This is a genomic window from Sphingomonas sp. dw_22 (genome assembly GCF_018449795.1).
Lineage (GTDB): Bacteria > Pseudomonadota > Alphaproteobacteria > Sphingomonadales > Sphingomonadaceae > Sphingomonas.
This window is the reverse complement of the sequence record NZ_JAAVVE010000024.1, coordinates 32,807-59,730: the sequence shown is the minus strand read 5'-3', so window position 1 is coordinate 59,730 and position 26,924 is coordinate 32,807. Positions and strand designations below refer to the sequence as shown.

General features: G+C 65.1%; 16 protein-coding genes and 1 pseudogene. 4 read left to right on the top strand and 13 right to left on the bottom strand.

Going from position 1 to position 26,924, the window contains the following annotated elements:
• Nucleotides 1-262 precede the first annotated feature (262 nt).
• Both HB724_RS12105 and HB724_RS12100 read left to right on the top strand, forming a co-directional pair.
• Complete coding sequence (locus HB724_RS12105) at nt 263-2,785, top strand: energy transducer TonB (protein WP_346344722.1); 2,523 nt, start codon at nt 263-265, stop codon at nt 2,783-2,785.
• Nucleotides 2,786-2,788: 3 nt separating this feature from the next.
• Entirely contained in the window at nt 2,789-3,874 is a 1,086-nt protein-coding gene (locus tag HB724_RS12100; protein WP_213981193.1) for a cytochrome c peroxidase, read from the top strand.
• Between the two features lie 7 nt (nt 3,875-3,881).
• Here the strand turns inward: HB724_RS12100 and HB724_RS12095 are convergent, their stop codons facing one another.
• The 8 genes from HB724_RS12095 to HB724_RS12060 all read right to left on the bottom strand — a co-directional run bounded on the left by HB724_RS12095 (nt 3,882) and on the right by HB724_RS12060 (nt 17,256).
• Entirely contained in the window at nt 3,882-4,580 is a 699-nt protein-coding gene (locus tag HB724_RS12095) for an energy transducer TonB (protein WP_213981192.1), read from the bottom strand.
• A gap of 272 nt (nt 4,581-4,852) precedes the next feature.
• Nucleotides 4,853-6,412, bottom strand: a complete 1,560-nt coding sequence (locus HB724_RS12090; protein WP_213981191.1) for an alkaline phosphatase D family protein — start codon at nt 6,410-6,412, stop codon at nt 4,853-4,855.
• 43 nt (nt 6,413-6,455) lie between these two features.
• Complete coding sequence (locus HB724_RS12085) at nt 6,456-7,442, bottom strand: nuclease (protein WP_213981190.1); 987 nt, start codon at nt 7,440-7,442, stop codon at nt 6,456-6,458.
• Between the two features lie 62 nt (nt 7,443-7,504).
• Entirely contained in the window at nt 7,505-10,738 is a 3,234-nt protein-coding gene (locus HB724_RS12080) for a TonB-dependent receptor (RefSeq protein WP_256731479.1), read from the bottom strand.
• Nucleotides 10,739-10,827: 89 nt separating this feature from the next.
• Nucleotides 10,828-11,823 (bottom strand): FecR domain-containing protein, encoded by a 996-nt coding sequence (locus HB724_RS12075; RefSeq protein WP_213981189.1) that lies wholly within the window; start codon nt 11,821-11,823, stop codon nt 10,828-10,830.
• A gap of 11 nt (nt 11,824-11,834) precedes the next feature.
• Entirely contained in the window at nt 11,835-12,410 is a 576-nt protein-coding gene (locus tag HB724_RS12070; RefSeq protein ID WP_213981188.1) for an RNA polymerase sigma factor, read from the bottom strand.
• Between the two features lie 168 nt (nt 12,411-12,578).
• Nucleotides 12,579-14,447: a gamma-glutamyltransferase family protein gene (locus HB724_RS12065; protein WP_213981187.1), complete on the bottom strand. Its 1,869-nt coding sequence runs from the start codon at nt 14,445-14,447 to the stop codon at nt 12,579-12,581.
• A gap of 331 nt (nt 14,448-14,778) precedes the next feature.
• On the bottom strand, nt 14,779-17,256 hold the full coding sequence (locus HB724_RS12060; RefSeq protein ID WP_213981186.1) for a TonB-dependent receptor: 2,478 nt from the start codon (nt 17,254-17,256) through the stop codon (nt 14,779-14,781).
• Nucleotides 17,257-17,487: 231 nt separating this feature from the next.
• Here HB724_RS12060 and HB724_RS12055 point away from each other — a divergent pair, with 231 nt between their 5' ends.
• Both HB724_RS12055 and HB724_RS12050 read left to right on the top strand, forming a co-directional pair.
• Nucleotides 17,488-17,820 carry a YciI family protein gene (locus HB724_RS12055; protein ID WP_213981185.1) on the top strand — a complete coding sequence of 111 codons (333 nt, stop codon included), beginning with the start codon at nt 17,488-17,490 and terminating at the stop codon, nt 17,818-17,820.
• Nucleotides 17,821-18,024: 204 nt separating this feature from the next.
• Nucleotides 18,025-18,150: a type IV toxin-antitoxin system AbiEi family antitoxin domain-containing protein gene (locus HB724_RS12050; protein WP_213981198.1), complete on the top strand. Its 126-nt coding sequence runs from the start codon at nt 18,025-18,027 to the stop codon at nt 18,148-18,150.
• A 309-nt stretch (nt 18,151-18,459) separates the two neighbouring features.
• Here the strand turns inward: HB724_RS12050 and HB724_RS12045 are convergent.
• The 5 genes and pseudogenes from HB724_RS12045 to HB724_RS12025 all read right to left on the bottom strand — a co-directional run bounded on the left by HB724_RS12045 (nt 18,460) and on the right by HB724_RS12025 (nt 26,744).
• Nucleotides 18,460-21,638: pseudogene (locus HB724_RS12045) on the bottom strand (CusA/CzcA family heavy metal efflux RND transporter).
• Nucleotides 21,639-21,642: 4 nt separating this feature from the next.
• Nucleotides 21,643-22,782 (bottom strand): efflux RND transporter periplasmic adaptor subunit, encoded by a 1,140-nt coding sequence (locus HB724_RS12040; RefSeq protein WP_213981184.1) that lies wholly within the window; start codon nt 22,780-22,782, stop codon nt 21,643-21,645.
• Nucleotides 22,783-22,853: 71 nt separating this feature from the next.
• A complete protein-coding gene (locus tag HB724_RS12035) occupies nt 22,854-23,186 on the bottom strand; it encodes a hypothetical protein (RefSeq protein ID WP_213981183.1) in 333 nt (110 codons plus the stop codon).
• Nucleotides 23,187-23,218: 32 nt separating this feature from the next.
• Nucleotides 23,219-23,869 (bottom strand): cation transporter, encoded by a 651-nt coding sequence (locus tag HB724_RS12030; RefSeq protein WP_213981182.1) that lies wholly within the window; start codon nt 23,867-23,869, stop codon nt 23,219-23,221.
• 337 nt (nt 23,870-24,206) lie between these two features.
• Complete coding sequence (locus HB724_RS12025; RefSeq protein ID WP_213981181.1) at nt 24,207-26,744, bottom strand: M14 family zinc carboxypeptidase; 2,538 nt, start codon at nt 26,742-26,744, stop codon at nt 24,207-24,209.
• Between the last annotated feature and the right edge of the window lie 180 nt (nt 26,745-26,924).

Sequence of the window (26,924 nt, the reverse complement as noted above, 5' to 3'; positions counted from 1 at the left end):
TGCTGACGTGCCTCCAGCTTTCATCCAGCCGCGACCAGATTTGGCGTGGGATCTCGTGTGCCGGCAGTCTCGCATCAATCGGCTCGTCTTGGCTGTGCGCTGACCCGCCATAGCTCCGCCCATCCGAACGTGGGGCTGGGCTGAAGCGTCAGGAAGTCGATGGCGACGTCGATCGCGAGTGGAAATGTCTTTGATGCGAATCATTTGCATTTGCATTATGGCGGCATATACGCCCTGCACAGATTTGCAGGGAGGGCAGTTCGTGAAGTTTCGTTCGGGGATGTTGTTGGCTGCCGTGGTGAGTGCGCCGTTGGTTGTGGGACATGCGCATGCGCAGGTGAGTGCCAGCCAGGAAGCGCAGGCACAGGGCAAGCAAGGAGAGGCGCTGCCCGAAGTGGTCGCCGAGGGCGAGACGGTGCAGCCGCCGGTGACGCTCGGCAGCGGCGTGGAATCGGGGACGACCACGATCGAGCGGCAGGACATCGAGATGCGCACGCCGGGCTCGGGCGACGTCAACGAACTGCTCAAGATCCTGCCGACTGCGCAGTTCCAGCGCAGCCAGACCGCCGCGTCGCGCAGCAACGTCCAGGATCTGCGCCCCGCGGACCTCGCGATCTCGGGCGGGCTCTACTACGACAATCGCATCACGCTGGACGGCATCGATGTCCGCTCGCGGCTCGACGTGACCAATACCAGTGCGCAGAACGGCGAGGAACTCGCCGGACCGAGCAGCCAGGCACTCTGGGTCGATTCCGAGCTGGTCGGCAAGGTGACGGTGCGTGATTCGAACGTGTCGGCGGAATATGGCAGTTTCACCGGCGGTGCGCTGGCGATCGAGACGCGCGATCCCAAGCGCAGCTTCTCCGCGACCGCGACGGTTGCCCATACCAGCGACGATCTGACGCATCTCAAGCTCTCCAAATCGGCGCGCGACGCGCTTGAGGGGGCGGAGATTCCCACGCCGCCGGAATTCGAGAAATGGCGCTATGGCGCGACCGTCGACGTGCCGGTGACGGCCGATGGCGGACTGCTGTTCGGCTATAATCGCAGCGAGGCGAAGGTCACCTATTTCGCCAATGCGCGCTATGCGAGCGCCGAACGGGATTATTCGAGCACCAGCGAGAATATGCTGGTGCGCGGCGTCTATGATCTGGACACTGCCACCAAGCTGAGCGGCCAGTTCGTCTACACGCCCTACAAGAGCGAGTCCGGCGCGGCGGCGGGCATCGATAACACGGTCCTCTCCAAGGGCGGCGGCATCACCGGCAAGCTGGAGGTCGATCACCACGGCGCGCTCGATTGGAAGCTGGCCGCATCCTATGCCTATAGCGACACGAGCCGCACGGCGCCGCCGGTCCAGTACAACATCGCCTCCACCGTGCCGAACGGCGGCTTCTGCACCAATTCCACCTGCACGACGGGCGGCATCGGCGACCTGAACCAGACGCAGCGGCTCTTCGGGGCGAACGGCTCGATCGGCACGCGGCTCGGTGCGGTGCAATTGCGGGGTGGTTTCGACTATTCGCACATCCAGGCGCACAAATGGCGGCCGGAGGAGGTGCGCGCCTATAGCCGTGGGGTGGTCGATGCGCGTGTCGTGTGCGTAGACGGGGACAGCCTGGATTGCGTGACCGGCCAATATGCGTTGGGCCAGTATAATTACAGCCGCGTCTATGATGCCAATGTCGATCTCGACGCGATCGGCGCCTGGGCCGAGGCGGAGGCCGAGATCGGCGCCGTCACGCTGCGCGGGGGGCTGCGCTATGATTATGAGAGTTTCCTCGGCAACCATGTCTTCGCGCCGCGCCTCACCGCGGCATGGCGGCTGCCTTGGGAAGGCTGGGAGCTTAGTGCCGGCGCCAACCGCTATTACGGTACCAGCATGGTGAGCTATGCGCTGCGCGAGCGGCAGCCCGCGCTGCAGATCTATCAGCGCAACGGCGTGTCGAGCGGCGGTTCGCTGCTCTATTCGAACGCGGGCTGGTTCTTGTACCAGACCAGCAACGGCACGACCTATTCCAACTCCAACCTGAAGACGCCTTATGCGGACGAGCTGACGGCCGCGCTCGGCGCGTCGCTGCTGGGGGGTAAGGCTCGCCTGAAGGGCATTTATCGCGAAGGCCGCAACGCCTTCGCCCAGTCGCCGATGCAGAGCCAGGTCGTCGACAATGGCAACGGCACGACGACCACCAAGCGTTTCTTCACCATGACCAATGATGGCGAGACCAGCTATCGCGGCGTCTCGCTCGAATGGGCGCGCAGCTTCGGCAAGCACGCGCTCTCGCTCAGCTTCAACTATTCCAAGACCAAGACGACGAATCCCGATTATATGGAGGGCATCGACGACATCATCGATCCCGTGCCGATCCTCTTCCAGGGCGAGCCGAGCACGACGGCCGAGATCGCGCAGATGAACCGCAGCGCGGACTTCTCCTCGCCCTTCCTCGCCAATGCGACCTGGTCGGCGAACTGGTTGCGGGACCGGGTCCGCACCAATCTGAGCGTCTATTACCGCAGCAGCTTCCGGCGGATCGAGGACACCGGCGTCAACCAGCGCGTGGATGGCGTGACCTATGATGTTTATGACTGGGTGCGCTATTCGGGCAATGTCGATGCCGCGTTCAACGTGCAGGCCGATGTGATCCGCACCGCGCTGGGCACGCTGACGCTGGACGCGCGCGTCGAGAACCTGCTTGATACCGTTTCGGGCGATGGCTATGCGAGCCTGAGCGAGCCCTATCAATATGGCCGCTCCGCGTGGCTCGGGCTCAAGTTCCGCTACTGAGCCATGGTGAAAGTCCTTCGCTACCTGGGTCTGGGCGCGGCGAGCCTGTTGTTCGTGGGCGCAGTGCTCGTGCGCGGCCAGGAAACGGCGGCGGTGGACCTGCGCCGGCTCTATGCGGGCAAGCCCAGCGAATGGCCCCGGCCGGCGCTGGGCGAAGGCGCGGTGTTCGAGGAGCTCGGCCCGTTGCCGCCGCGCCGCAAGCTCGAAGGCAAGGACGCCGCGCTCGCGGCGCTGGGGCGAAAGCTGTTCAACGATCCCGTACTTTCGGGATCCGGGCAGATCACCTGCGCCTCATGCCACAATCCCGAACTCGGCTTCGGCGACGGGCTGCGCACGGCGTTCGGGCATGATCGCCAGCGTGGTCGGCGCAACGCCCAGTCGCTCTACACCGTCGCCTGGATGCACGAATTCTTCTGGGACGGCCGCGCCAGGAGCCTGGAGGAGCAGGCGGCGGGACCGATCGGCAATCCGATCGAGATGGCCGCCAAGCCGGTGGTGGTGCTCCGCCGGCTCAAACGGGATTCGGCATATCGCCAGGCATTCGCCGAGGTGTTCGGATCGCGACGGATATCGAGCGAGTTGATAGCCACCGCGATCGCCGCGTTCGAGCGCAGCATCAGGCCGCCCGCCAGCCGCTGGGACCGGATGCTTGCCGAAGGTCCGGCCGTGTTCACCGACCAGGAACTGCTGGGGCTCCACCTGTTCCGCACCAAGGCGGGCTGCGCCAACTGCCATAGCGGACCATTGTTGAGCGACGGGCGCTATCACAATCTGGGCCTCACCTATTACGGCCGGGAACTGGAGGATCTGGGGCGCTATGGCGTGACGCATGATCCGGCCGATGTGGGCCGGTTCCGCACCCCCAGCCTGCGCGCCGTGCGGCGCACGGGACCGTATATGCACAATGGCGTGTTCCCCACGCTCGCCGGCATCGTGAACTTCTACAATGCCGGCGGCGTGGAGGAGCGCCGCACCCAATCCCGCACCGATCCCAAGGCGCCTCCGCCTCGGCGCGATGCGCTGTTGAAACCGCTGGAGCTTACGCCCGCCGAGCGTGCGGCACTCGTGGCGTTCCTGGAGACGTTATAGGCCGCCCTCAGCTGACAGCACGGTACCGCATAGGCACGGTGAACATGCGGCTTTGCCAGCTTGCGTCGCGTGGCGCGCGCGGGAAGGGGGCCGCTGCGTTTACCTGCGCGCGCGCCAGCTGGTCGAGCTCCTGCATGCCGCTGCTGCCGGCGACGCGCAGCGCCAGCAGTCGGCCGCGTCGATCCAGCTCGAAAACGAGGATGACCGTTCCTTCGATGCCGCGTGCTGCATAACGTGCGGGATAGGATTTGCGCTGTTCGATCCAGTGATGGACCATCGCGGCATAAGGGTCGGGCTCCGGCCTTGCTGCGATCTCCCGCGGTCTTTCGGCTGTTGTCGTGACGGCGGAGGCTTTGCTTTGGTTCGTCACCGAGGAGGAAAGCGGCATTGCCGATAGAGCCGGCTCGCCTGGGACATCGCCGGGCACAGCCGCAATTGCCGCGAGTGGGCGCATCGGCACCGGCATGAGGGGAAGGGGAGCCGGGCTGGAGGCGCGTTTCGCTGCTGCGGCCTTCGGCCGTGCGGCGGCCGGTTGCGCCGTCTCCGGTTCGGCGGGCGGCGAAGAGGGTAGCGCGATGTTGAAGAGCGCCATCCTCTCCCGATTGCCGGGAACGATCGGCCCAGTCGTCGGGACCAGGAGGACCATCAGTGCCAGGAAGACGTGGATTGCCGTCGTGAGCAGGAAAGCAGCGAATCTCTGCGCCAACATACTACCGCCCTAGCGATAATAAGTCGCAACAGCAAATTGGAATCGACCACGTGAATCCGAGCGTGCAGGCGCGGTCGATCCGCGCCGCTCCTGCTGCGGACAACCAATGCGAAAAGGGCGCGAGTCCGCTGTGCCCACCTTTTTTGCGCAAACTGCGATAAATTGCCCTCGCTGAGCAGTTCGCTTCACCATGCCCCCTCAACGGGCGGAGCAATCGCATGTTGAGGGAGCAGCGCGCCGTCTTGGTCGTGCGGGTTCATCCTTGCCGACTAGGCGTCCTGGCGGTGGAGTCGGGGGGCGTCGGGCATGACCTGATATTGCGTCAGGGTGCGGATGGCGCCGCCGGGCTTCTCGATCTCGTCCATCACCTTCACGTCGGTGGTCCACAGCTTGGGTGTGATGTCGAATAGCTGGTATCCGCGGCGGTTGGTGTAGAGGTCGAGATTGGGGTTGTTCCTCAGGACATGGTCGTTGCCCGTCTCGCCATTGCCGTTGCCGCCCGAGGAGATCGACGTTGCCAGGAACTCGACGGCGACCTGCTTGCCGTCGGGCGCGCCATCCCGTTCCGGCACGGTGCCGACGCCGTGCTTGTGATGGTCGCCGGTCGCGATGACGACGTTCGTCAAGCCATGCTTGCGGATACTGTCGACAAGCCGTGCCCGCGCCGGGCGATAGCCGTCCCAGAGGTCCGTCTCGAAGACCGGCTTGGTTTGTCCGGCGGCGCGGACATCGAGCGGCATGACGATGACCTGCTGCGCGAGCAGGTTCCAGGAGGCCTGGTTCGCCAAGCCCTGGTCCAACCACGCTTCCTGCGCGGCGCCCATCATGCTTTGGCTGTCATGCTTCTCGGGCGTGCACTGCTCGGAGCGGGCAATGTCGTTGCACGGCTGGTCGGTGCGATAGGTGCGGGTGTCGAGCACATGGGTGCGCACCAGCCGGCCGAAATCGAGCCGGCGATAGGCGGTGATGCCTTGCACGCTCGGCAACTGCGCGCGGCGCACCGGCATGTTCTCATACCATGCCTGCATCGCGCCCATGCGGCGCAGCAGGAAGAATTCGGGCGGCGTCCCGTCCTGGTCGAACTCGCCGGCCCAGTTGTTGTCGACTTCATGATCGTCGAACGACGCGGCAAAGGCGCAGGCCTGATGCGCGGCCTGGAGGTTGGGGTCCGTCTTGTACTGGGCATAGCGCCGCCGATAATCGTCCAGGCTGTAGATCTCGTCTCCGGCATGCTGGCGGACGACATGCTCGCCGACCGGGCGACCGCGCCCTTCATAGATATAGTCGCCATAATGGAAGATCAGGTCGAGATCGGGCTCGCGGGCGAGCGCGCCCCAGCAATCGTAGAAGCCGGCTTCCCAATGCTGGCATCCGGCTACGCCGATGCGCAGCCGATCGACCACCGCATTGGCCGCCGGAGCCGTGCGCGCCATGCCGACCGGGCTCACATCGCTGCCTGCCATGTTGAACCGATACCAGTAATGGCGATGCGGACTGAGGCCGCTCACTTCGACATGCACCGAATGGCCCAGCTCCGGCCGGGCCAGCGCCTCGCCCTTCTGCACCACGCGGGTGAAGCCCGCATCCTCGGCGACTTCCCAGCTCACCGGCACCGCGCTCTGCGGCATGCCGCCATGCTCGTCGAGCGGACGCGGCGCAAGGCGGGTCCAGATCACGAAGCCGTCCGGCCAGGGATCGCCCGAGGCGACGCCCAGCGTGAAGGGATTCGCGCCTAGCGGCCGGGCGAACAGGGCGGAGGAAGGGGCAAGGCCGGTAAGCAGGGCAAGGCTTCCACCCGCCTTCATCATGGTGCGGCGATCGATTTTCATGAGCGGGACTTTCGCATGCTGGAATGAAAGTGATGAGACAGCGTCAGAGCGCCGGGGCCGAACCCGTCTCCGGATCATAATGCGGGCTGGCGGGGTCTTGCGGACGGGGCTCGCCCACGCCGGGCTTCGCGCTCTCCTTCCAGGCGCGATAGAGCAGGTCGCGCAGCATCCCCGCGCCGATTGCGGTCCGGTGATAGACGAAGTCGCGGCCTTCGCGATTGGCGGGGTCCGCCAATATCCCGCGCTTGTCGAGGTCGTAGATCGTCTCGACCTCGCTCGCGCTGTCGCCCAGGAAGCGCAGGACTTCGCCGAACAGGTCGCCTTCCTGGTGCTCGGGCGCGCCGATGCGGCCCAATATGTCGGAGGGCCGGAGGTTTATCGCGTCGACATATCCGATCTCGAACTTGCCGTGGATCGATCCACTGCGCGTATATCCCTTCGGATTGTCGCCGAACCAGCCTTCGCAATGGATGCTGGCATGATGGGGCTGGGTGCCGTCGCCGATATAGTGCGCCATCCAGGCGGTATCGAAGGCCAGCACCTGCTCGATATGCGCGGTCGGCTCGCCCCGCGATTCCTTGGCGCGCAGGGCGCGCATCCCCGCGACGATGCGGCCATAGCCTTCCATCACCGCATAGGGCAGCGTGCCGGTCCAGCGGACGTTGAGCCGCTCGGCCACCTTGGGATCGGTCTTCGCGACCCGCAGATGCTCGCGATAGAGCGCCAGCACAAAGGCATAGCGCGAGCGCGGCACCGGATCGAGGAAGCGCAGCCGCTCGACGAACCAGGTGTGGTTGGGATCCTCGTCGATCTTCGAGAAGGGCTCGGAAGACGAACGCCAGCTATCGGGCATCGTCGCTTCCTCCGCGATGAAGTCGGCATATTTCTGGAGGAAGAGCGGCCCGTCCGCGGGCAGGGTGGCGAGCGCAGCGCGGTCGATGACCGCATGTCCGCGCCCGCCCCAGGCGAGGGCGGCGGAAGGGTGCGCGGCCGCGAGCAGCGAAAGGCCGAGCAGGGCGAATTTACGCATGATGGAATGCTCCGCAAATGCATGCCGGCCGGACGCGAGGGGCGTCCGGCCGGCGGTGGCCGTCAGAAATTGTACGAGACGCCCACATAGCCGCGGCGGCCCGAATAGGTGCTGCCGACGAAGCGGTCCTTCGTGTCGTGGCCCAGATACTGCCACTCCTCGGACTTGGTGAGGTTGATGATCGAGGCGGTCAGGTTCACGCCCTTCATCAGCTTGTACGAGGCGTTGAGATCGACCTGCTCATAGGGCGCGGTATAGGTGTTGAGGCCCGAGGACAGGCCGCCGACCACTTCGCCGCGCCGGTTGTACGAGGCGCGCAGCAGCATCCGGCTGTTCTCGTAGAAGACCGATGCGTTGAACTGGGTCTTGGCGCTGCCCACCAGCGGCGAGGAGCCGACCTTCTGGCCGTCCAGCGTGACGTCGGCCGTCGACGTGTCGTTATAGGTGAAGTTCACCTGCGCGCCGAGGCCGAAGGACAGCGTGTGCTGGGCATAGACTTCCACACCCTGCGATACCGCGCTCGATCCGTTGGCGACCGTCGAATAGGATTCGATCACCACCTGCTCTCCGGCGACGTCCCGCGTCGCGTCGAGCACGAGCGGAACGATGAAGTTCGACACGTCCTTGCGGAACAGGGTCGCGCCGATCACCGATCCGCGCTGGAAATACCATTCGAGGCCGATGTCGTACTGCCAGGCGGAGAAAGGCTTGAGCTGCGCGTTGCCGCCGCTGCCCGACCAGCCTTCGAACTCGCCGAACTGGTCGCGGTCGAAAGCGTATTCGGCCGACTTGTAGGTGAGCGAGCGCGCACCGGCCAGATCGGAGATCGCCGGCCGCGCTACCACCTTCGCCACCGCGCCGCGCAGCAGCAGGTTGGGCGTGACGTCGTAGGAGACGTTCAGGCTCGGGAGCCAGTCGGTATAGGTCTTGCGCTCGTGCAGCCGGACATTCTCGATCGTCTCGCGGACGGCGAGCGGCAGGATCTGGCAATTGCCGTCCGCGCCGATCGGCCGGTTGGGATCGAACGGGCCGCCGGGGCCGTCGACGCAATAGTCGTTCTCATATTGCAGCCGGTCCGACGTGTCGTCGGTCTGCTTCGTCTGGACGGCGCGCAGGCCGATATTGCCGCGAAGGCCGCCCTTGCCGAAGTTGATCTGGCCATAGCCGCCGAAGACCTCTTCGCTCAGATCGTAGACGTTGTTCGGCTCTTCCACGACCACCGAGGGACCATAGGTGTCGTTGATGATCTGGAGATAGCGTTCGAAATTGATCGCGGGGAACAGATTGGCGGTGAAGGCACCGTTGATGTTCCCGATCGGCGTGTCGTAGAAATAACCCGGCTGCGCCACCGCGCCGGCGGGCGTGTCCTGATAGCGCTTCTTGGTTGCGGGATCGGCATACCATTCGTTGCGGCCGGTCTTGCGGTTCACTTCGAGCTTGCGCCACTTGCCGCCCACCTGGATCGAGCGCAGCAGGCCATCGCCGCCGAACTCCCGCGTCATGTCGAGCTGGACATAGGGCTGGTCGATCTGGCTGTTGGTGAAGCTCGAATTGGTGCCGCCGACGTCGATCTGGGCGATGCCGTTCATGATGTTCTGTTGCAGCTCGGGCGAGAATTCCATCGCCACGCCCTTGTTGCTCAGATCCCAGTTGCTGATGAAATTGCCGTTCTGCTCCTGGCCGGTGACGGTGATGCGCGGCTTGGCGGCGACCTGGAACCGCATCGACGGGCCGCCGCTGGCCATGGTCTTGCCGACCTTCAGCACCGCGTCGAAGCTGTCGCGGCTGTAATGCGCCTCGCCCTCGAAGGTCTGCGAGTGCTGCTTCTCCTTGCTGTAATAGCCGGTGAGGCGGGGTGTCTCCATCGTGCAGGGCGGCGTGTTGGCCAGGCAGCCGGTGCCGTCCGGCGGCACGGTGAAGTCCGCCGCCTTCATCACCGTGCCGCTCTTGTCGAACACGGCGCCGCTGAAGAACTTGCCATAGCCCCATTCGGGGATGGTCAGCTGGTTGTGGACATAGTCGCTGCTATATTCGAACCGGAAATAGTTCGCGGTCAGCGTGAGGTTGTCCACCGGGCGAAGCTGCGCGGTGGCCTGGATACCGAAACGCTCGCGATCCTGGTCGAAGATCTCGGTGCGGACCGACTGCGGCGCCCAATAGCCCGAATAATGCGTGCCATCGAGCGTGCTCTGGCCACCGCCGGTCCAGTAGGAGACGGCCGCGTCGTTGGCGATCGGGTTGCCGTTCACGTCGGTCGCGCGGGTGACGACCTGATTGTTCGCGTCGCGGTCGCTCCACCAGCGCCACGTGCCCGCCGTGGCGCGCATCTCGCGGTTGGTGCGCTTCTGATAGGTGCCGCCGATCAGGAAGCCGATCGTCTCATCCTCGTTCTTCCACGAATATTGGGCGCCGATCTGCGGCTCGAACTTCTTGCTGTTGTCGGAATAGGTGCCTTCGGCCGAGATGAAGCCCGAGTTCGCGGGCACGTCGAACGGGCGGCGCGTGTTCAGGATGATCGTGCCGCCGATGCCGCCTTCCTCCAGCCGCGCCTCGGAGGATTTGTACACCTGGGTGCTGGCGATGAAGTTCGACGGGAGCATCACGAAGTTGAACGAGCGCTGGGGATCGCCGCTATCCGCGCCCGCCAGGAAATTGCCGTTGAGCAGCGTCAGAGTGAGGCCGGGCTGGAGGCCGCGGATGCTCACGCGCGAGCCTTCGCCGCCGTCGCGGGTGATGACTACGCCGGGTACGCGCTGCAGCGCGTCGGCGACGTTCTTGTCGGGGAACTTGCCGATATCCTGCGCCGTGACGACATCGACAAAGGCATTGGCCTTACGCTTTTCCTGGATGTTTTCCTCGATCGAGCCGCGATAGCCGGTGACGACGATATCGGGGGCATCCTGCTGGTCAGCTTGGTCGGTCTGGGCAGACTGGGCGACAGCGGGCACGTTTCCCCGCGTATCTTGTCCGCGTGTATCCTGTCCCCGCGCATCCCGGGCAAGCGCTATGATCTGGCCGTCGTCACCCACGACCCGCAGGCCGGAACCGGCGATCAGGAGGCTGAGCGCCTTCTGCCTCGTCATGGTGCCGCGCAGGGTGGGCGCGGTCAGGCCGCGGATCTCGTTGGCGGGATAGACGATCTTGACGTTGGCCTGCTTGGAAAAGGCGATCAGCGCCTTGTCGAGCCCCTGGGACGGAACATTGAAATAGATGGTCGCGGCCTGGGCAGGGCTTGCGACGGCCGCCGTCGAGGCGACCAGGGCGGCAAAAATGGAATTGAACGTGCGAACGGACATGTACGACCCCCCGACATGGCGCAGAATTGTGCCACTCGCAGGGATGACGGGATTTCGGGGGACCGCCTCCAAGTCGCCGAGAAAAAAATTCAGCGGGTCAGTTCATAACCCGTTTCGGTGCTGACGACCCGGGCATTGAAGCTCAACGAGACGGCCTTGAGGAACTGATCGGGCCGATTGAGGTCGAAGCGCCCTCCCATCTTCTCCCGCGCGAGATCGGCGTTGCGCACCACGATCTTGCGGGAGAGATAGCGATTGAAATCCGCCGCGGCGTCGGCGACCGACTGGTCGAGGAAGACGATCTCCCCGGCTCTCCAGGCGACCAGGGACGCGACCCGTTCCGAACTGCGCGTCTCGATGCGGGGAGGGCGGCCGCTATCGACGATAACGGCGTCATTGGGATGAAGCGTCAACCTGGGTTCCGCGCCCGGCAGATGCATGGGTGTGCCGTCGACAAGCGTGAGCTCCGCTTGCCTGGACGTAATCCGGGCGTCGAAAAGGCCGGGAGTGAGCGGGAAGGATGCGTCGTTCACATGCAGGACCGTCGCACTGCCGCGCTTCATGTCCAGGGCGACTTCCCCGCGATTCAGTCGCAGGGCGTGCTCTCCGTCGCCGAAGCGCCAGGAAAGCGATGTATCGGTATTGAGGTGAACGACATTGCCATCCGGCAGCGCCACACGCTTCGTCTCGCCCACGCCGGTCGTTGCATTTTCCCAGGCATAGGCGCGGTCCGCAAGAAGGCCGGAACCGAGAATGGCGACGGGCAGGCCGACGGCAGCCGCTTTCAGCCATTGACGCCTGCTCACCCGAGCCGGGGCCTCCCGCTGGATCGGGGCACCGGCTGCGATGTTCTCCCAGTTGCCGACGATTCGGGCATAGGCGACCGCATGCGCGGGATCGCGGCTCCGCCAGGCTTCGAACTCGTCCCGGCGGGCAGTGCCCGCATCCAGGGCAGCGAACCAGCGCGACGCTTCGGCAATAAGGGCATCCTGACCTAAAGGATCTTTTGAGTTTTTCATGTACCAGCGCGTCTGCGTTCTGATCCGATCAAGCGGAGGATCGGTCCTGCCGCCGAGTCTTATCAAGTCGCCGCAAGTCAGAGAAGCGCCTTGTGATCCCGTTCCTCGGACGGCTGCTCGTCGGAGCATCGGTTTTGCGGCGTCAGGGCGAGGGTGAGCAGGGCCACGGCGCGTGCCAGCCGCTTCTCGAACGTGGAGATGCTGATTCCCAGATCGCTGGCTATTTCTCGAGGCGTTTCCTCGGCGAAGCGACGCCGGACCAGCGCGACCCTGCAACGCTCCGGCAGCGCGGAGATGGCCTGCTGGACGCGCGCCATCTGCTTCTGTCCCGCGACGATGCGGAAACTGTCCGGCGTCTCGTCCGCGATGTCGAGGAACGTCGGCGCCGGCAACGGTTGCATGGTCACGACCCGTGCCTGCCGGATGCGCTCGATGGCGAGATTGTGGATCGTGCGCATCACATAGCCGGGCGGGTTGGCAATGGCGGCCCAGCCGTCGAGCGTGAAGACCTTCGCATAGGCTTCCTGGACGATGTCGCCGGCTTCGTCGTCGTTGCGCACCGTGCGGCGCGCATAGTCCACATAGGCGCGTTCATGCGGCAGCACTTCGTCGACGAACCAGCGATCTATCGGGCGGACATTGGGTGCGGTCACGACGAAGGGCTCAGGTCAGGTGCGTTGCCCGCTGCGCCTAGGTGACGAACATGTAAGTTTGGCTACAGCGCGGGACTCATCGGTTCAGCCGGATGACATGCTCCCCAAAGTTCCTCCACGCATCAGTCAGCGTCCGCGACATCCGCAACGGCCTCCCATTCGGCCGATTCAATAGGCCAGCGCACACCCATCGGCGCGCATCTCGCTGGCGGCGGCGTAGACGCGGTCCTTCCCGTCCATGCGATGCTCGACGCACTCGTAGCGGCCGAAACCGCCATCGGGCTTGGCGATCGCCCAGCCAATATCGGCCAGCGCCGATTTGGTCGCATCCGGCACGCCGGTTTCGAGCTTGAGCTGGCCGATGGCGGGGAGCCCGGGCTTGTCCTCGCCCATCGACTGCGATGAGCCCTCATGATGCCAGCGCGGAGAATCCCCGGCCGACTGGATCTCCAGCCCATAGTCGACGCGGTTGACGATGATCTGCGCCTGGCCCTGCGGCTGCATGTCGCCGCCCATCACGCCGAAGCTCATCCAGGGCTGGTCGCCCTTGGTCGCGAAGCCGGGGATGATCGTCTGGAAGGGGCGCTTGCCGGGCGCGTAGATGTTGGGATGCCCGTCCTGCAGGCTGAAGAGCTGGCCGCGATCCTGGAACATGAAGCCCAGCCCGTCGGCGACCAGGCCCGATCCCATGCCGCGGAAGTTGGACTGGATCATCGACACCATCATGCCGTCCTTGTCGGCGGCGGTGAAATAAGTGGTGTCGCCCCGGCTCGGCGCCTGGCCGGGATAGACGGGGGTGAGGATGCGGTCCGGACGGATCAGCGCGGCGCGCTGGGCGGCATATTCCTTGGAGATCAGCCACTCCACCGGCACTTTGGAGAAGTGCGGATCGGCATAATAGCGCGCGCGATCCTCATAGGCGAGGCGCTTGGCCTCGACGCACCAGTGGATTCCGGCGGGCGACTGGAAGCCGGCGCCGGCCATGTCGAAATGCTCGATCATGTTGAGCATCTGCAGGGTAGCGATGCCCTGGGTATTGGCGCCCAGCGCGTGGACGGTCGTGCCGCGATAGTCGGTGGCATAGGGCGTCACCCACTCGCCATGGTGCGCGGCAAGGTCGGCGCGCGTCATCCAGCCGCCGATCCGCTTGAAATAGCGCTCGATCGTCTCCGCGATCGGCCCGTTGTAGAAGGCGTCGCGGCCGCCCTGCGCGATCAGGCGATAGGTGCGCGCCAGGTCCGGGTTGCGGAACACCTGGCCCGGCAGCGGCCCCTTGCCGTCGGCCAGGCCATAGGTGCGCACCGCGTTGGCGACTTCCTCCACGCCCGATCCCGGCCGCTGGAATCCGGTCAGGCTGCCGCGGATGGACCAGGCGATCACTTCCGGCACCGGCGCGCCGTTCTCGGCAAGCACGATGGCGGGGGCGAGCACTTCCGCCCAGGGCAGCTTGCCGTAGCGCTTGTGCAGCATCCACCAGGCATCCAGCGCGCCCGGCACCGAAATGCTGACCGCGCCGAGCGGCGGCAGCACGCCGTTCTTCGCCCGCGCGCGCACGGTCTCCAGCGTCAGCCCGCGCGGCGATCCGCCCGAGCCGGCAAGCCCGACGACCTTGCCCAATTTCGGATCCCAGAGCATCACGAAGCAATCGCCGCCGATTCCGCTCGATGTCGGCTCCAGGAAGCCGAGGCAGGCGTTGATCGCGATCGCCGCGTCCACCGCCGAACCGCCGCGCTTGAGAATCTCGATCCCGGCCTGGGTGGCAAGCGGGTGCGCGGTGCCGGCGGCGCCCGACAGGCCATAGGCGGCGGTGCGCGAGGCGAAGCTGGCACCGACCGGCCGGTCGCCGGCGTGGACGTCGGGCCGGACGAAGCTGCGCGCGCCCGGCTCCCACCGCTTCGGCAGTGCCTCGGGGGATGCGGGCGCGTTGCTCTGGCCGGGCTCCCCGGCAACCGGAAGGGAGGCCGCCCGGCCTTGCTGCGCCAGCATCGGCGTGGCGGCTGCGGCGGGCAGGAACGACAGGAAAGTGCGACGGCGCATGGTTACTCCTTGGCGGAAGGGGATGGCGGGATACCGGCTGGATCCTGGGGCGGGTGACTGCTGGGAAAGGCGCGGAGAGGCAGGGTGGGGCTCTGGCCGGCTGCCCGGCCGAAGCTGCGCCGTGCAGGATGGCCGGCGTTCTTGCCCGGCGCCCCTCGGCGTCGGAAGAAACGCGGCAACGGCGCGCGGCATCCGGCCGTCACCTCGTCAAGCCCTGGCGGCCTTGCGGCAGCTAGCATGCACGATCCTCCCGTCTTTGAGACGCAACCGCGTCCCTATCCCGTAAAGAAATCGCAGCGGATCGTCTGGAATCCGGCATGCGCCGCTCCCTTCATTTCCCGCCGAACCTCTTGGTCAGAACGATCCCGATCGTCCGCGGATTGGGCGGGTTGTTGTAAGGGTCGAATCCCAGCACGCCGTTGACGATCTGTGGTGGCTGCGCATCGAACAGGTTGGCGACGACGAACTGGACTTCGCTGTTCGCGAGCCACGGCGCGGGCGAGAGACGACCCAGATCGAAGCCGAGGAACAGGGATGCGGTCGTGTACGAGGAGATCTTTCGGGCCGGTTGGCCGGGCCGATTGTCGGTGAAGCCGTCGACATAGTTCACGACCGATCCGACCGAGAAGCCGTCGCGCCCCCAGAGGAGCGTGCCGTTCAGCCGCAGGTCGGCCGGCTGCGCATAGCCGTCGAGCCGCGAAACTGCCGTTCCGGAGCCGGCCTTGAGGTTCAGGTTCAGAATATATTGCCCGGTCAGGCGCAGGCTTGCGTCGCCGCCGAACATCCGGCTGCGATAGGCGAGGTCGAGATCGAGACCGTCGGTAAACTCCACCGCGAAGTTCTGGGGCCGGATGTCCGCGATCGCCTGGACGCTCGAGAGCAGTTGCGAGGGGATCTGGCTCGCGCTGTCGTAGATGACGGTCCCGCCATCGTTCACGAAGGGAATGTCGGTGGCGAACCAACGGAACACCACCGGATTGTTGACGATGCTCCCGATCAGTTCGGGGCTCGGGTTCTGCGTGTTGAAGACCTGCAGGTCGGGGACCGAGACGCTGTCGTCCTGCGACGGGGTGACGATGCGGTCCGAAATCCTGATCCGGTAATAGCCCGCCTTGATCGTCAGGTTCGGAATGAAGCTGGGTGTGAGGTCCACACCGAATGTGAAGCTGTCCGCATTCTGCGTCTTGAGATCGGGATTGGAGCCGGCCCGGAACATGACCAGTGCATTTCCCGCCGGCAAAGCGGGGTTCTGGTCGGCAGGATTGAGGAAGGCGTTGGGATAGTTCCAGAACGAAACCTGCTCGGCAATGCCGATGGTGTCGCGAAACCGCGGCACCAGGAATGAGCGCGCATAGGTACCGCGCAGCGCGACGGAGCGATTGACCTGCCATCGCAGACCCAGCTTGGGCGCCAATGCGTTATCGAAGCCCAGATCCTCGTAGCGCGCGGCGGCCGTGAGGGTCAGCGACCGTACGAACGGCAGATCCTGATCGGGCCCCACGATCGGTACGTTCACCTCGCCGAAGACCGATTTCGCCTTCCGCGTCCCGCCGTTGAGATTGAAGAATATCTTCGCATCGGTGCGCAGCGTCTCGACGCGATATTGCACGCCGCCCGCCACCATGACCGGCCCTGCCGGCAACCGCGCAAGCGCCGTCTGGCCGCTCAGCTCGGCGACGAACAAACTATTGGTGTAATTGTAGTGCGTATCGGGATCGCCGTAAGGCGCAACGCCTTCGAAGACATTGCTGCTGGTCTTGTTGCGCCCGTAATCGATGTTCAGATCGACCGAGGTCGTGCCGTTGCCCTGCCAATGGGCGTTCCCATTGACGGACGAACCCGTCGTGCGCGTCTTAAATAGCTCATTATATTGAGTATAGTCCGGATAATCGACGCGCGCGTCGCGATCGCGCTGGAAGTGCGATGCGTCCACCGAAAGGCTTACGTCGCCCGCCTCCTGGCGAATGCCGCCGTAGAAGCCGCTGAGCTCTTCATTGGGCAACTGACTGATCTGAACGCGCCAGCCGTCGGAGACGACGGGATCCTCGATATACTCGGATCGCTTCTGGTACATCGCCATGCCGTAGACGCTGCCGCTTCCCCAGCTATGGCCGACAAGCGCGCTGGCCTCGCCGTTCTTCGAGCCGGTCTGGGTGCTGGTCGATCCGCGCAGGCGCAGCTCGACACCCTCGTCGGGCTTGCGCGTGACGATGTTGACGACGCCGGCCACGGCGTCGGCGCCATAGGTCGCGGACGCGCCGTCCGGAATGATGTCGATGCGCTCGATCAGCGCGGACGGCAGGACGGAGACGGTCGGCGATTCGATCATCCCGACCGACGCCATGCGACGACCGTTTACCAGCGTCAGGGTCGCATCCGAGGCGAGACCGCGCAGCGCGAAGCTCGCGAAGCCGTCATATTGATTATAGGTCGTGCCCCCGCCAAGCGTGGTGCCGATCTGCGCCGCCGAGGTTCCGAAATCGCTCAGGTCGCCGGTGAAGTTCTGCGGGATCGTGAGCATATACTCCGAAACCGCGCTCGCGCCGGACTGCACGATGTCCGCCTGACCATAGGTGAAAACCGGACTCGCGACATATTCCCTGGGCAGGCCGCGGATCAGCGAACCGGTTACGATGATCGCGCCGGCTTCCGGCTCGGCCGCCGGATGCTCCGAATTCGGAACCTGCTCCTGTGTTGCCGTGCCTTCTGCCTGGCCAACGGAAGTAGCGTCTTGCGCGAGTGCGAGCGCGGGCGACGCCCACGCCCCGATCAGAGAAACCGCTGCGAACCCCTTAACGATATACGACAAAGCCACCCCCAGTTCAGGATATGATACAACATACCTCATAGATGCCTATGAATCCCGGGCGCGAATGTCAATTGCGCCTCTCCGGCCGGCCGAGGAGCGTTATGTTACCCGGAAAGTGGCGCGCTTGGACGCCCGAGAAGAATTTGCAGAACGATGTCGATTTCCGACAAGCTCGTTCGTCGTGCCTATGAGACGCCCAAAAAGGGGTCGGCTCAAACAAGGAGACAGACGATGCGGGTTATGGTGTTCGTGAAAGCCACCGAGGAGAGCGAAAAAGGTGTGTCCCCCACGCCCGAGATGCTGGCGGCGTTCGAGGCGATGGACCAGTTCACCGAGGATCTGGTCCAAGCCGGCGTCTTCGTGGCTGCTGCCGGCCTCAAGCCCAGCGCCGAGGCCAAGCGCATCGCCTTCGATGGCTCCAACCGCACGGTCATCGACGGACCGTTCGTCGAGGCCCGCGAGCTGGTCGCCGGCTTCTCGATCTGGGAGGTCAGGGACATGGACGAGGCCGTGGCCTGGGCGAAGCGCTGTCCCAAGATGCGCTGGCCCGCGCCGAGGCACTGACCAAAGAACTTGGGGGCGGGGACGGCTTTTACGTGCTGCAAGCGGCGCTTGCCGCCTGCCACGCTCGCGCAGCGCAAGCCATCGATCCGCTCTCGTATCCGAGACCGGAAAGTGAATTATGACACATATTATTGTTATAATACAGTGTTTTGGTTGGTATATTTGCCATTTCCTTCTTATCCGAGGCAATGAAACCAGCAACTTATCTGGCGATCCCGGCTAGACACGTCCCGCATTGATCTTGGATCGGGCAAGCGCGCTCTCATCAAAGGGGGCGAGCTCGACCCGCGCTACAACATAACCGTGCCGCCCGACCTTGGAGGCGAATGAGCTTCATGGTCTTTCAGGGACACCAATCGGCAATCAGTCGCGGTTTTCATTCGCGTTCTTCCCTTCGTAGCTGAAGAAGAAGCCTTCATCTTGAAAGGGAGCAGGGCAATCAACGCCGATAGCTCTGGTGCGTTCAGATTGTCCGCGAATGACCGCCGTTGGGACTTACCCGCCACGCCTGCAGCACACGGCAAACGGCGGCTTTTGCCATTAGGACGTTCGCCAGATGAGCATGTCGACGTATGAGCGGGGCTTGTGAATGACGGAATGCTGGCTCTTGGCGAGGAAGGATTCCCTTCTCATCGCCGATCAGGTGGCTACGGGGCGCCGACCAAATCGTGCGTAAAGCGTGGGCAACACGAAGAGTGTCAGCAATGTCGCGGTGAAGAGGCCACCGATCACCACGGTCGCCAGCGGCTTCTGGACCTCGGCGCCGGCACCGTGGCCGAGCGCCATCGGAACGAAGCCGAGGCTGGCCACCAGCGCTGTCATCGCTACCGGGCGGAGGCGGGCGAGCGCGCCTTCACGAGCGGCCGTGGCGCGGTCGCGGCCATCGGCGACAAGCTGACGTATGGACGTGAGCATCACCAGGCCGTTGAGCACCGCGATTCCCGATAGCGCGATGAAGCCCACAGCTGCCGAGATCGAGAAGGGCATGCCCCGCAGCAGCAGCGCCAGCACTCCGCCGACCAGCGCCAGCGGCACGCCGGTGAAGACGATCGCGGCATCGCGGACATTGCCGAGTGCACCGTAGAGCAGCAGCAGGATCAGCACGAAGCAGGCGGGAACCACGATTAACAGCCGGTCGCGCGCCGAGGCGAGATTCTGGAATTGCCCGCCCCATTCGAGCCAGGTGCCCGCCGGCAAGGCGATGTCGCGCGATATTCCCGCCTGTGCTTCCGCGACGACCCTCGCCACGTCGCGCCCGCGCACATTGGCCTGGACGACGACGCGCCGCTTGCCATTCTCGCGGCTGATCTGGTTCGGGCCGTCGATCAAACGGATCTCGGCGACCGAGGAGAGCGGCACGAAGGCGCCGGAGGGCGTCGGCACCGGTACCTGACCGAGCGCCTCCAGATCGGAGCGCATTGCATCGTCCAGGCGGATGACGACTGGAAAGCGCCGGTCGCCCTCGAAGATCACGCCAGCCTGACGTCCGCCTACCGCAGTGGAGACGGTATCCGCCACGTCCTGCGCCCGCACGCCCAGCCGCGCGGCGGCATCGTGGTTGAAGGCGATGTCGAGCATCGGCAGCCCTTCGGTCTGCTCGACCTTGACGTCCTCCGCGCCCGGCACCTTGCGCAGCACGCCCGCGATCTTCGCGGCGGTGGCATTGAGCTCGCCGAAATCCTCGCCGAACACCTTGACCGCCACGTCCGAACGCACACCGGCGATCAGCTCGTTGAAGCGCATCTGGATCGGTTGGGTGACCTCATAGGCATGCCCCGGCACCCGGGCGAGCCGCGCCTCGATCCGCTCGACCACTGCTGCCTTGTCTTCGGACGGATTGGGCCAGTCCCTGCGATCCTTGAGCATGATGAAGGTGTCGGTGGCATTGGGCGGCATCGGATCCGAGGCGACCTCGGCAGTGCCGGTGCGCGAGAAGACGGTGCGGATCTCGGGCATGCCTTGCAGCGCATGCTCGATCTGTGCCTGCATCTTCTGGCTCTGCTCCACCGAAGTGCCCGGCACGCGGAAGGCGGAGACAAGCACGTCGCCCTCGTCGAGCTGGGGCAGGAACTCCTGGCCGAGCGTAGTGTAAGCCGCACCCGCCAGGGCAAGCGCGCCGAGCGCGACGCCGATAGTCAGCGCGGGCCGTTTCATCGCACGGTCGAGGCCGGGTTCGTAGCGTCGGCGCAGCCACGATATGATCCGGCCCTCCTTCTCGTCGACGGGCCTGGACAAGGCGATCGCCACCGCGGCGGGCACGAAGGTGAGCGAGAGGATGAAGGCGAAGCCGAGCGCGATGATGACGGTGAGCGCCATCGGCTCGAAGGTCTTGCCCTCCACCCCGGTCAGCGTGAGCAGCGGCAGATAGACGAGCATGATGATGGCCTGGCCATAGACCGAGGGGCGGATCATCTCGCGCGCGGCGGCGGAGACGGTGGCCAGGCGCTCGGACAGGTCGAGCGCGCGGCCCTCAGCGTGTTGACGCTCGGCAAGGCGGCGCAGCGCATTCTCGACGATGATCACCGCGCCATCGACGATCAGGCCGAAGTCGAGCGCGCCAAGGCTCATCAGGTTCGCCGAAACGCCCGCCTGCAGCATGCCGAAGCCGGTGAGCAGCATAGTGATCGGGATCACCATCGCCGCGATCAGCGCAGCGCGGAAGTTGCCGAGCAACAGGAACAGCACGACGATGACGAGCAGCGCACCCTCGGCGAGGTTCTTCGAGACGGTGGCGATGGTCGCGTTGACCAGCTTGGTGCGATCCAGCACCGGCTCGATCACGATGTCGCGCGGCAATGACGGAGCGATCGCCTTCAGCTTGGCATCCACTCCGGTGGAGACGGTTCGGCTATTCTCGCCGATCCGCATGATCGCGGTGCCGGTGACCACTTCGCGGCCATTCTCCGATCCCGCGCCCAGCGGATGCCCTGGCCCAGCCGCACGTCGGCGACCTGGCCGAGCGTGATCGGCGTGTTCTCGCGTGTCGCGATCACCGTGCCGCGCAGTTCCGCCAGGCTGCGGATGCGGGCATCGGCGCGCACCGCCAGGCCCTCGCCATTGCGGTTCACCGTGCCGCCGCCGGTGGCGACATTGTTGCGTTCGAGCGCCTCGGCAAGATCGGCCAGCGACAGGCGCAGGCCGGCGAGCCGCTGGACGTCCGGGACGACCAGATATTCCTTCTCGAAACCGCCGAGCGAGTCGATGCCGGCGACCCCCTCGACACTCTTCACCTGCGGCGCGACGATCCAGTCCTGCACGGTGTGGAGATAGGTGGCCTTGTCTGCCTCGGTGGCGAGGCGGTCGCCCTCGGGCGTGATGTAGCTGCCATCGGGTTGGAGGCCGGGCTCGCCGGGGCGGTGACCGTCGTGCCCGCGCTCGGCGTAGCGCAGCGTCCAGATATAGACTTCGCCCAGGCCGGTCGCGATCGGTCCCAACTCGGGCCGGGCACCGGTGGGCAGGTCTTCCTGCGCTTGCGACAGGCGCTCCTGCACCTGCTGGCGCGCGAAGTAGATGTCGGTCGAATCGGAGAAGATCGCGGTGACCTGGACGAAGCCGTTGCGGCTGAGCGAACGCGTGCTCTTCAGCCCCTTGATCCCCGAAAGCGCGGTCTCGATCGGGAAGGCGACCTGCTTCTCGATCAGCTCGGGCGAGAGCGCGGGCGCCAGGACGTTCACCTGCACCTGGTTGTTGGTGATGTCCGGCACTGCATCGATAGGCAGGCGCCAGAGCGCGCCGGCACCGATAATGGCGGCGATGAGGGTGAGCAGGAGGACAAGCCAGCGCTTGTCCACCGCCCATGCGACGATGCGATCGATCATGGTCTCAGTCCTCGTGCCCGGCTTCGGACGCGCCGAGTGCCGATTTCAAGGTGAAGCTGTTCGCCGCCGCGATCGTCTCGTGGCCGGTCAGGCCGAACGCGACAATCACCATTGCGCCGTCCCGGCGCCCGAGCGTCACCGGCACGGCACGGAAGCCTTTGCCGGTGCGGACGAAGACGACGGTGCGGCCCTCGACGGTCTGCACCGCGGTGGAGGGCACGCGGATCGTGCCGTCGCCATTGCCGGGCAGCGATACCGATGCCGTGACCGGCTCGCCAGCGCGCCATTGGCCAGCGCGGTTGTCGAGTTCGGCGAGCACCGGCACCTGCCGGGTCTTCTCGTCGAGCACCGGGGAGACGAAGCGGATGCACGCCTGGCCGGTGCGGCCAGCAGCGCTGACCTGCACCGGCGTGCCGACGCGCACTCGTGCGGCATCGGCGGGGGAAAGCGAGAGCGACACGCTCAGCCGGTCGAGGCGGGCTACGCGGAACAGCTCGGTCTCGGCGGCATCGGCGGCAAAGTTCTGGCCGAGTACGGCGGTGCGCGCGATCACCTGGCCGGAGATTGGCGCGGCGATGACGATGCGGTTGTAGCGCCCGCCGCGCGATCCGCTGGCGGCCACCTGCTCTCGGGCGAGGCGAAGCGCTACGTCCGCCTGTTTTGCGGCCGCACGCGAGATCTCGACTTCCCGCAGGGGACGGAAGCCCTTGGCATAGAGCGCCTCATCCCGGGCGAGCGTCTTGTGGGCGAGCTCGGCACCGGCGGCGGCGCGCTGCACTTCGGCCTGAAGACCGGCGGCTTCCCGGCTTTCGAGCACCGCGAGCGTCTCGTCCTGACGGACGCGGTCTCCAAGGTTGCGACGCAGCTCGACGATGCGGCCGGGTACAGTGGCGGCAACGATCCGCGTCGCCTGCGGGTCGCTTTCCAGCAAGGCGGGCAACTCGATCGTGCCGCCGCTGCCGCCGAGCGTCGGGTGGGTCAACTCGATGCCGGCAGTGGCGATCTGCTGTGGGGTGAGCGCGACGACGCCTTCCTCGGCGTGCGTGGCCTCGGCCGGCTCGGCCTGGTTGGTTTGCAGGTTCCCGCCGCCGCCACAGGCGGCAAGCGTCAGGGTAAGCGGCAGAGCCGCGAATAGCGTTCTCATCGATCGGGTTCCTCAGCCGGCAGTACACCGGCGATTGCGGTCAGGGGCTGGATGGCGCGCGGGCGCGCGCCTCAGACTCTCGGTGGCCGCAAGGCGGGATCGACGAGAAACGAGGCTAGGTCCGCCGCCGGCGATGCAAAGGCACAGCTCGCCAGCGGTAAGGGGTGTACCGATTCCACTGCGCCCGTCCGCAATGCGACGGCGTGGCCGTGGCAATTGCCATGGTGGTGCGGCACGCCCTGATCGGCATCGCCCGGCACTTGGTCGCCGTCACCATCGGCATGCGTCTCGCCGCTACAGGAGATCGTGGCGCTGCCCAGCGCCTCGCGCGCATGCGCCGCGGAACTCGCCGTCAGCGCGACAGCGAGGAGGGCGAGCAGCAGGAACCAGCCGGGGCGGTGCATGGCTGCAGTTGTAGGGAAATAGGCCGGAGCTGTCATCGCAGTATCTCCGGTGACACAGGCTTGGCGTCGCGCCAGGCGGGCAGGGCGGCGGAGAGCACTCTCCCGGCCGAACGTAACAAGATCAGCGCGATCACCCCGCCGACCAGGATATCGGGCCAGCCCGCGCCTGTCGCAGCGACGAGGCCAGCGGCGATCAGCACGCCAAGATTCGACGCTACATCGTTGCGCGAGCATTCGAAGGTGCTGCTTATGTTCACGTTCGCGTGCCGGAATCGCCATAGCATCGCCAGGCAGGCCAGGTTCGCCACCAGCGCCGCGCCGCCAAAGCCTAGCATCAGGCTGCTCGATGGAGGGACGCCATTCGCCACCTTGTCGGTGATCTCGATCCCTACCGCGATCGCAAGCGCCAGGATCAGGCCACCCTTGGCGAGTGCGGTGCCAGCTTCCCAGCGCGGGCCACGATGCAGCGCGTAGAGGCTCAACGCATAGACGATGCCATCGCCCAGCATATCGACCGAATCGGCCATCAGCGCGGAGGAACGTGCAAACAGGCCGCCGCCGAAATCTGCCGCAAACATCGCGAGGTTGATGATCATCACAATCACCAGCACCCGGCGCTGCCCGGCCTTTTCCGCGAGCCGCGCGAGCGTCGCGCCTTTTCTCGAACAACAATCCTCGGCCATGCCGGACCTCGCTTCCGGCGTTCTGTGTCTTCTACCATGCTCCGGCGATGATCCTGATCTCGGCGATCGATGTTCAGGATATGGTCGGCTATCTCGACTGAGGCGACGTATGGAGAGGAGCGAAACCGAGGCCGAAGAGCGATACTATGCCATGCTCGACGACACACCCATTGCCACGCAACTTAAACCCGGAAACCCCCGACAAACCCCGGGGCGGTTCACTTTATACTTAATCCGCATCATTAAATGCAGGGGACAAAACACCCAGGCCACACTCTTTAAACTTGCCTGAGGATCGTGTCGACGCAGGCAACATCGAGGTCGCAGGGGAAATCGATTAGCGGACCAAGGGGCCGAACAGGATGGCGTTGAACAACAGCTGATGGAGGTGCGTCCATTGATTACGCAGGTTCGGATCCTCGGCGAACATGATTACCCGGCCTTTGCCGACGCTTTCGGTGATCAGGAAATCGCTCGCGGAAAGGCTGGCCCGGTCCTCGTCGAGCAGATAGCCGGCGATCTTCAGCTTGGCGGGCTCGGCATAGGACAGCACGGCCCGGCCTTTCTCACCCGCCGAGAATAGTCGCGTATTGCGCGACAGCACGTGGAACGAGTCCGGATAGCCGAGCGTCAGCGGCGATCTTCCCTTGGCGTCGACTCGCACGATCGCGCCCGGGGTCTGGCGCGTTACGCCTTTGCTTTCGGTGCTGGTCAGCCCGGCGCCTGCCGCCGATGCGAAAGCGGTGCCGCCCTTGACGGTGATGAGCGTGCCGCCCTGTTCCACCCATGCCTTGAGATGCTGGGTGCCTTCCTCGCGGAAATACCATTCATAGGGCTTTCCGCGGACGCCGCCGCGGCCGACGCTCTGGCCACCATCGGGGACGATGATCGTGTTGTAGCGGCGTAGATCGGCGTCGCGCAGCGTCTCGATCGTCATTGGGGTGAAGGGCAGCTTGTACATCTCGTCGAAGAAGAAGTGGAAGCTGCCCCAGGCGGACTGATCGGTGCCTTCGCGGGTGAGCACCGCCACCGCCGGCTTGCCCACTGGCTGGAGCACGCCCGAGCCAAGGTCGGATCCCTGGCCGCTATGGCCGGTGGAAAGTGCCTGGACCTGTATCGGCAGGTCCGCCGCCACGGCGCGCACGCGCTCGTGGATCGAAGCCTGGTTCTCGTCGAGTGGCGCGACGAAGGCCGCACCATAGGATTTGCCCGCGATCGTGAAGGGGCCAGGATGGATATAGAGGTTCACTCCTTCCTCGGCGAGGCGATAGGCCGCCGCGGCATCGAGCGCGCCGCGATAGGGCCAGACATAGGCGAAGCCTGCCTGTCCGCTCACGCTGCCCTTGAGCGACAAGGGCTCGGTCACCGCTTCGGTGGCGACCGGAGGTGCGCTGTCCATCCAATAGCCGTCGATGCCGTATTGATAGGGCAAGGCCCATACCGAGATGTCGTAGAAGACCGAGATCGAATGGAACGGTTCCTTCTCGAGCAAGGCGTTGGCCAGGCGGCTGAGCGGCTGCCTCAACGAGACGAGATAGGTACCGGCCGGGAAATCATGCCGCCCCGGCGCGCTCGAATAATAGCCGCTGGCCCGGCCAACCGAAAAGGGCTGGGTGGTACGCTGCACTTCGATCCCGTGCGCGAGCAGGCTGTCGATGAACTGCGACATCTTGTTGGGGTCGGCGTCGGGCGGAAACGCATAGGCCTTTTGCGCGACACCGGGCACGCCGTTCATCGACGAGGCGAAGAATTGCTGGAAATCGCGGTGCAGCTCGCGCCGGTTGGTGGCGGTGGTGTCGAGGTACGACATCATGCCGGTGACGTGATGCGACACGCGATCGCGCAATGTCAGCAGCGTGCCGTTGTCGCGCTCGATCACCAGCCCGCCGCTGCCTGCCGCCTGCTCGAACAGCACGCCGATCATGCCGTGATACTGGGTATAGAGCGTGTGCATGCCGAGGAAGGGCGAACCGAACGAATCACCCGAATAATAGCGCCAGCCGCGTGCATCGAACTGCTGGCGCATGTCCTTGCCATAGATATCCCACCACTTCTTCAGCCAGTCATTGGGCAGGTTGGTGTTGTACGGCTCGGGATAGGGCGGGAAGAAGAAGGTCGAATTGGCGCCCATCTCATGGATGTCGAGCGCCAGCTCGGGTCGCCAGTTGCGGATCAGCTCCACCTTGGCGCGGCCCTCGCGCATCTTCAGCGGCACCATGTCGCGATTGGGGTCGAGCAGGTAGTGGTTCGAATCGCTGCCCACGCCCCAGGGCTCGTTGTGCTCTGCAGCATTGGGATCGGCCTTGGCGATCTGGCTCTGCGCGGTGCGATACCAGGCGACATAGCGCTCGCGTGGCGAAGGGTTCTCGACCGGAATGATATAGGTCAGCACATTGTCGAGAATACGCTGCGTGCGCGCATCGGTGCCGGCGAGCAGCTGATAGGCAACGAGCTGCATTGCTTCCACGGACGAGGCTTCGCTCGTGTCGATCGTCGAGATCATCACCGCCCCCGGGGTGTTCTCGATAATGGCCGGCAACTCGCCGGGCCGAAGGGTCCGCGGATCGGTCAGCTTGCCGAGATTGGCGACGTGCGCATCCAGCGCCGCGATGTTCTTCGGGCTGCTGATCACCAGCATGTAGAGCTTCTTGCCCTCATAATCCTCGCCATATGTCACCAATCGGGCGCGGTTCGAGCTTTCGGCCCAGCGATGCAGCAGCTTTTCGGTTTCGTAGAAGCTGGTGAACTGCGCGGGCGGAGTGAAGCCGAGGACTTGCTGGATCGTCGGGATCGCAGGGTCGTAGCTGCTGCCGGGCACCCATGCGTCCTGCGCCGCCTTTTGCGGCGCCGTGCCGGCCGTGACAGGATCTGGCACGGATTGTCCGGCGCGCAGCGCGCCAGGAATGGAGAGAGACGCGAGAAGGCCGGCCGTGGTCGCCACGAGCTTGGAAAGACGCATAACTCCCCCTCTATCCGCGATGATATAGGTTTAAAGTAATTGCATCATGACGCAGATGTCCAGCCTCTGAAGGGGGCACCGCAAAATAATTTATGT

What these genes read in the sequence shown, in the direction of transcription:
- HB724_RS12090 (WP_213981191.1), bottom strand. Translation starts at nt 6,412, where the DNA reads ATGAAAATCGATCGCCGCACCATGATGAAGGCGGGTGGAAGCCTTGCC.
- HB724_RS12040 (WP_213981184.1), bottom strand. Translation starts at nt 22,782, where the DNA reads ATGAGAACGCTATTCGCGGCTCTGCCGCTTACCCTGACGCTTGCCGCC.
- HB724_RS12085 (WP_213981190.1), bottom strand. Translation starts at nt 7,442, where the DNA reads ATGCGTAAATTCGCCCTGCTCGGCCTTTCGCTGCTCGCGGCCGCGCAC.
- HB724_RS12100 (WP_213981193.1), top strand. Translation starts at nt 2,789, where the DNA reads ATGGTGAAAGTCCTTCGCTACCTGGGTCTGGGCGCGGCGAGCCTGTTG.
- HB724_RS12080 (WP_256731479.1), bottom strand. Translation starts at nt 10,738, where the DNA reads ATGTCCGTTCGCACGTTCAATTCCATTTTTGCCGCCCTGGTCGCCTCG.
- HB724_RS12065 (WP_213981187.1), bottom strand. Translation starts at nt 14,447, where the DNA reads ATGCGCCGTCGCACTTTCCTGTCGTTCCTGCCCGCCGCAGCCGCCACG.
- HB724_RS12030 (WP_213981182.1), bottom strand. Translation starts at nt 23,869, where the DNA reads ATGGCCGAGGATTGTTGTTCGAGAAAAGGCGCGACGCTCGCGCGGCTC.
- HB724_RS12035 (WP_213981183.1), bottom strand. Translation starts at nt 23,186, where the DNA reads ATGCACCGCCCCGGCTGGTTCCTGCTGCTCGCCCTCCTCGCTGTCGCG.
- HB724_RS12055 (WP_213981185.1), top strand. Translation starts at nt 17,488, where the DNA reads ATGCGGGTTATGGTGTTCGTGAAAGCCACCGAGGAGAGCGAAAAAGGT.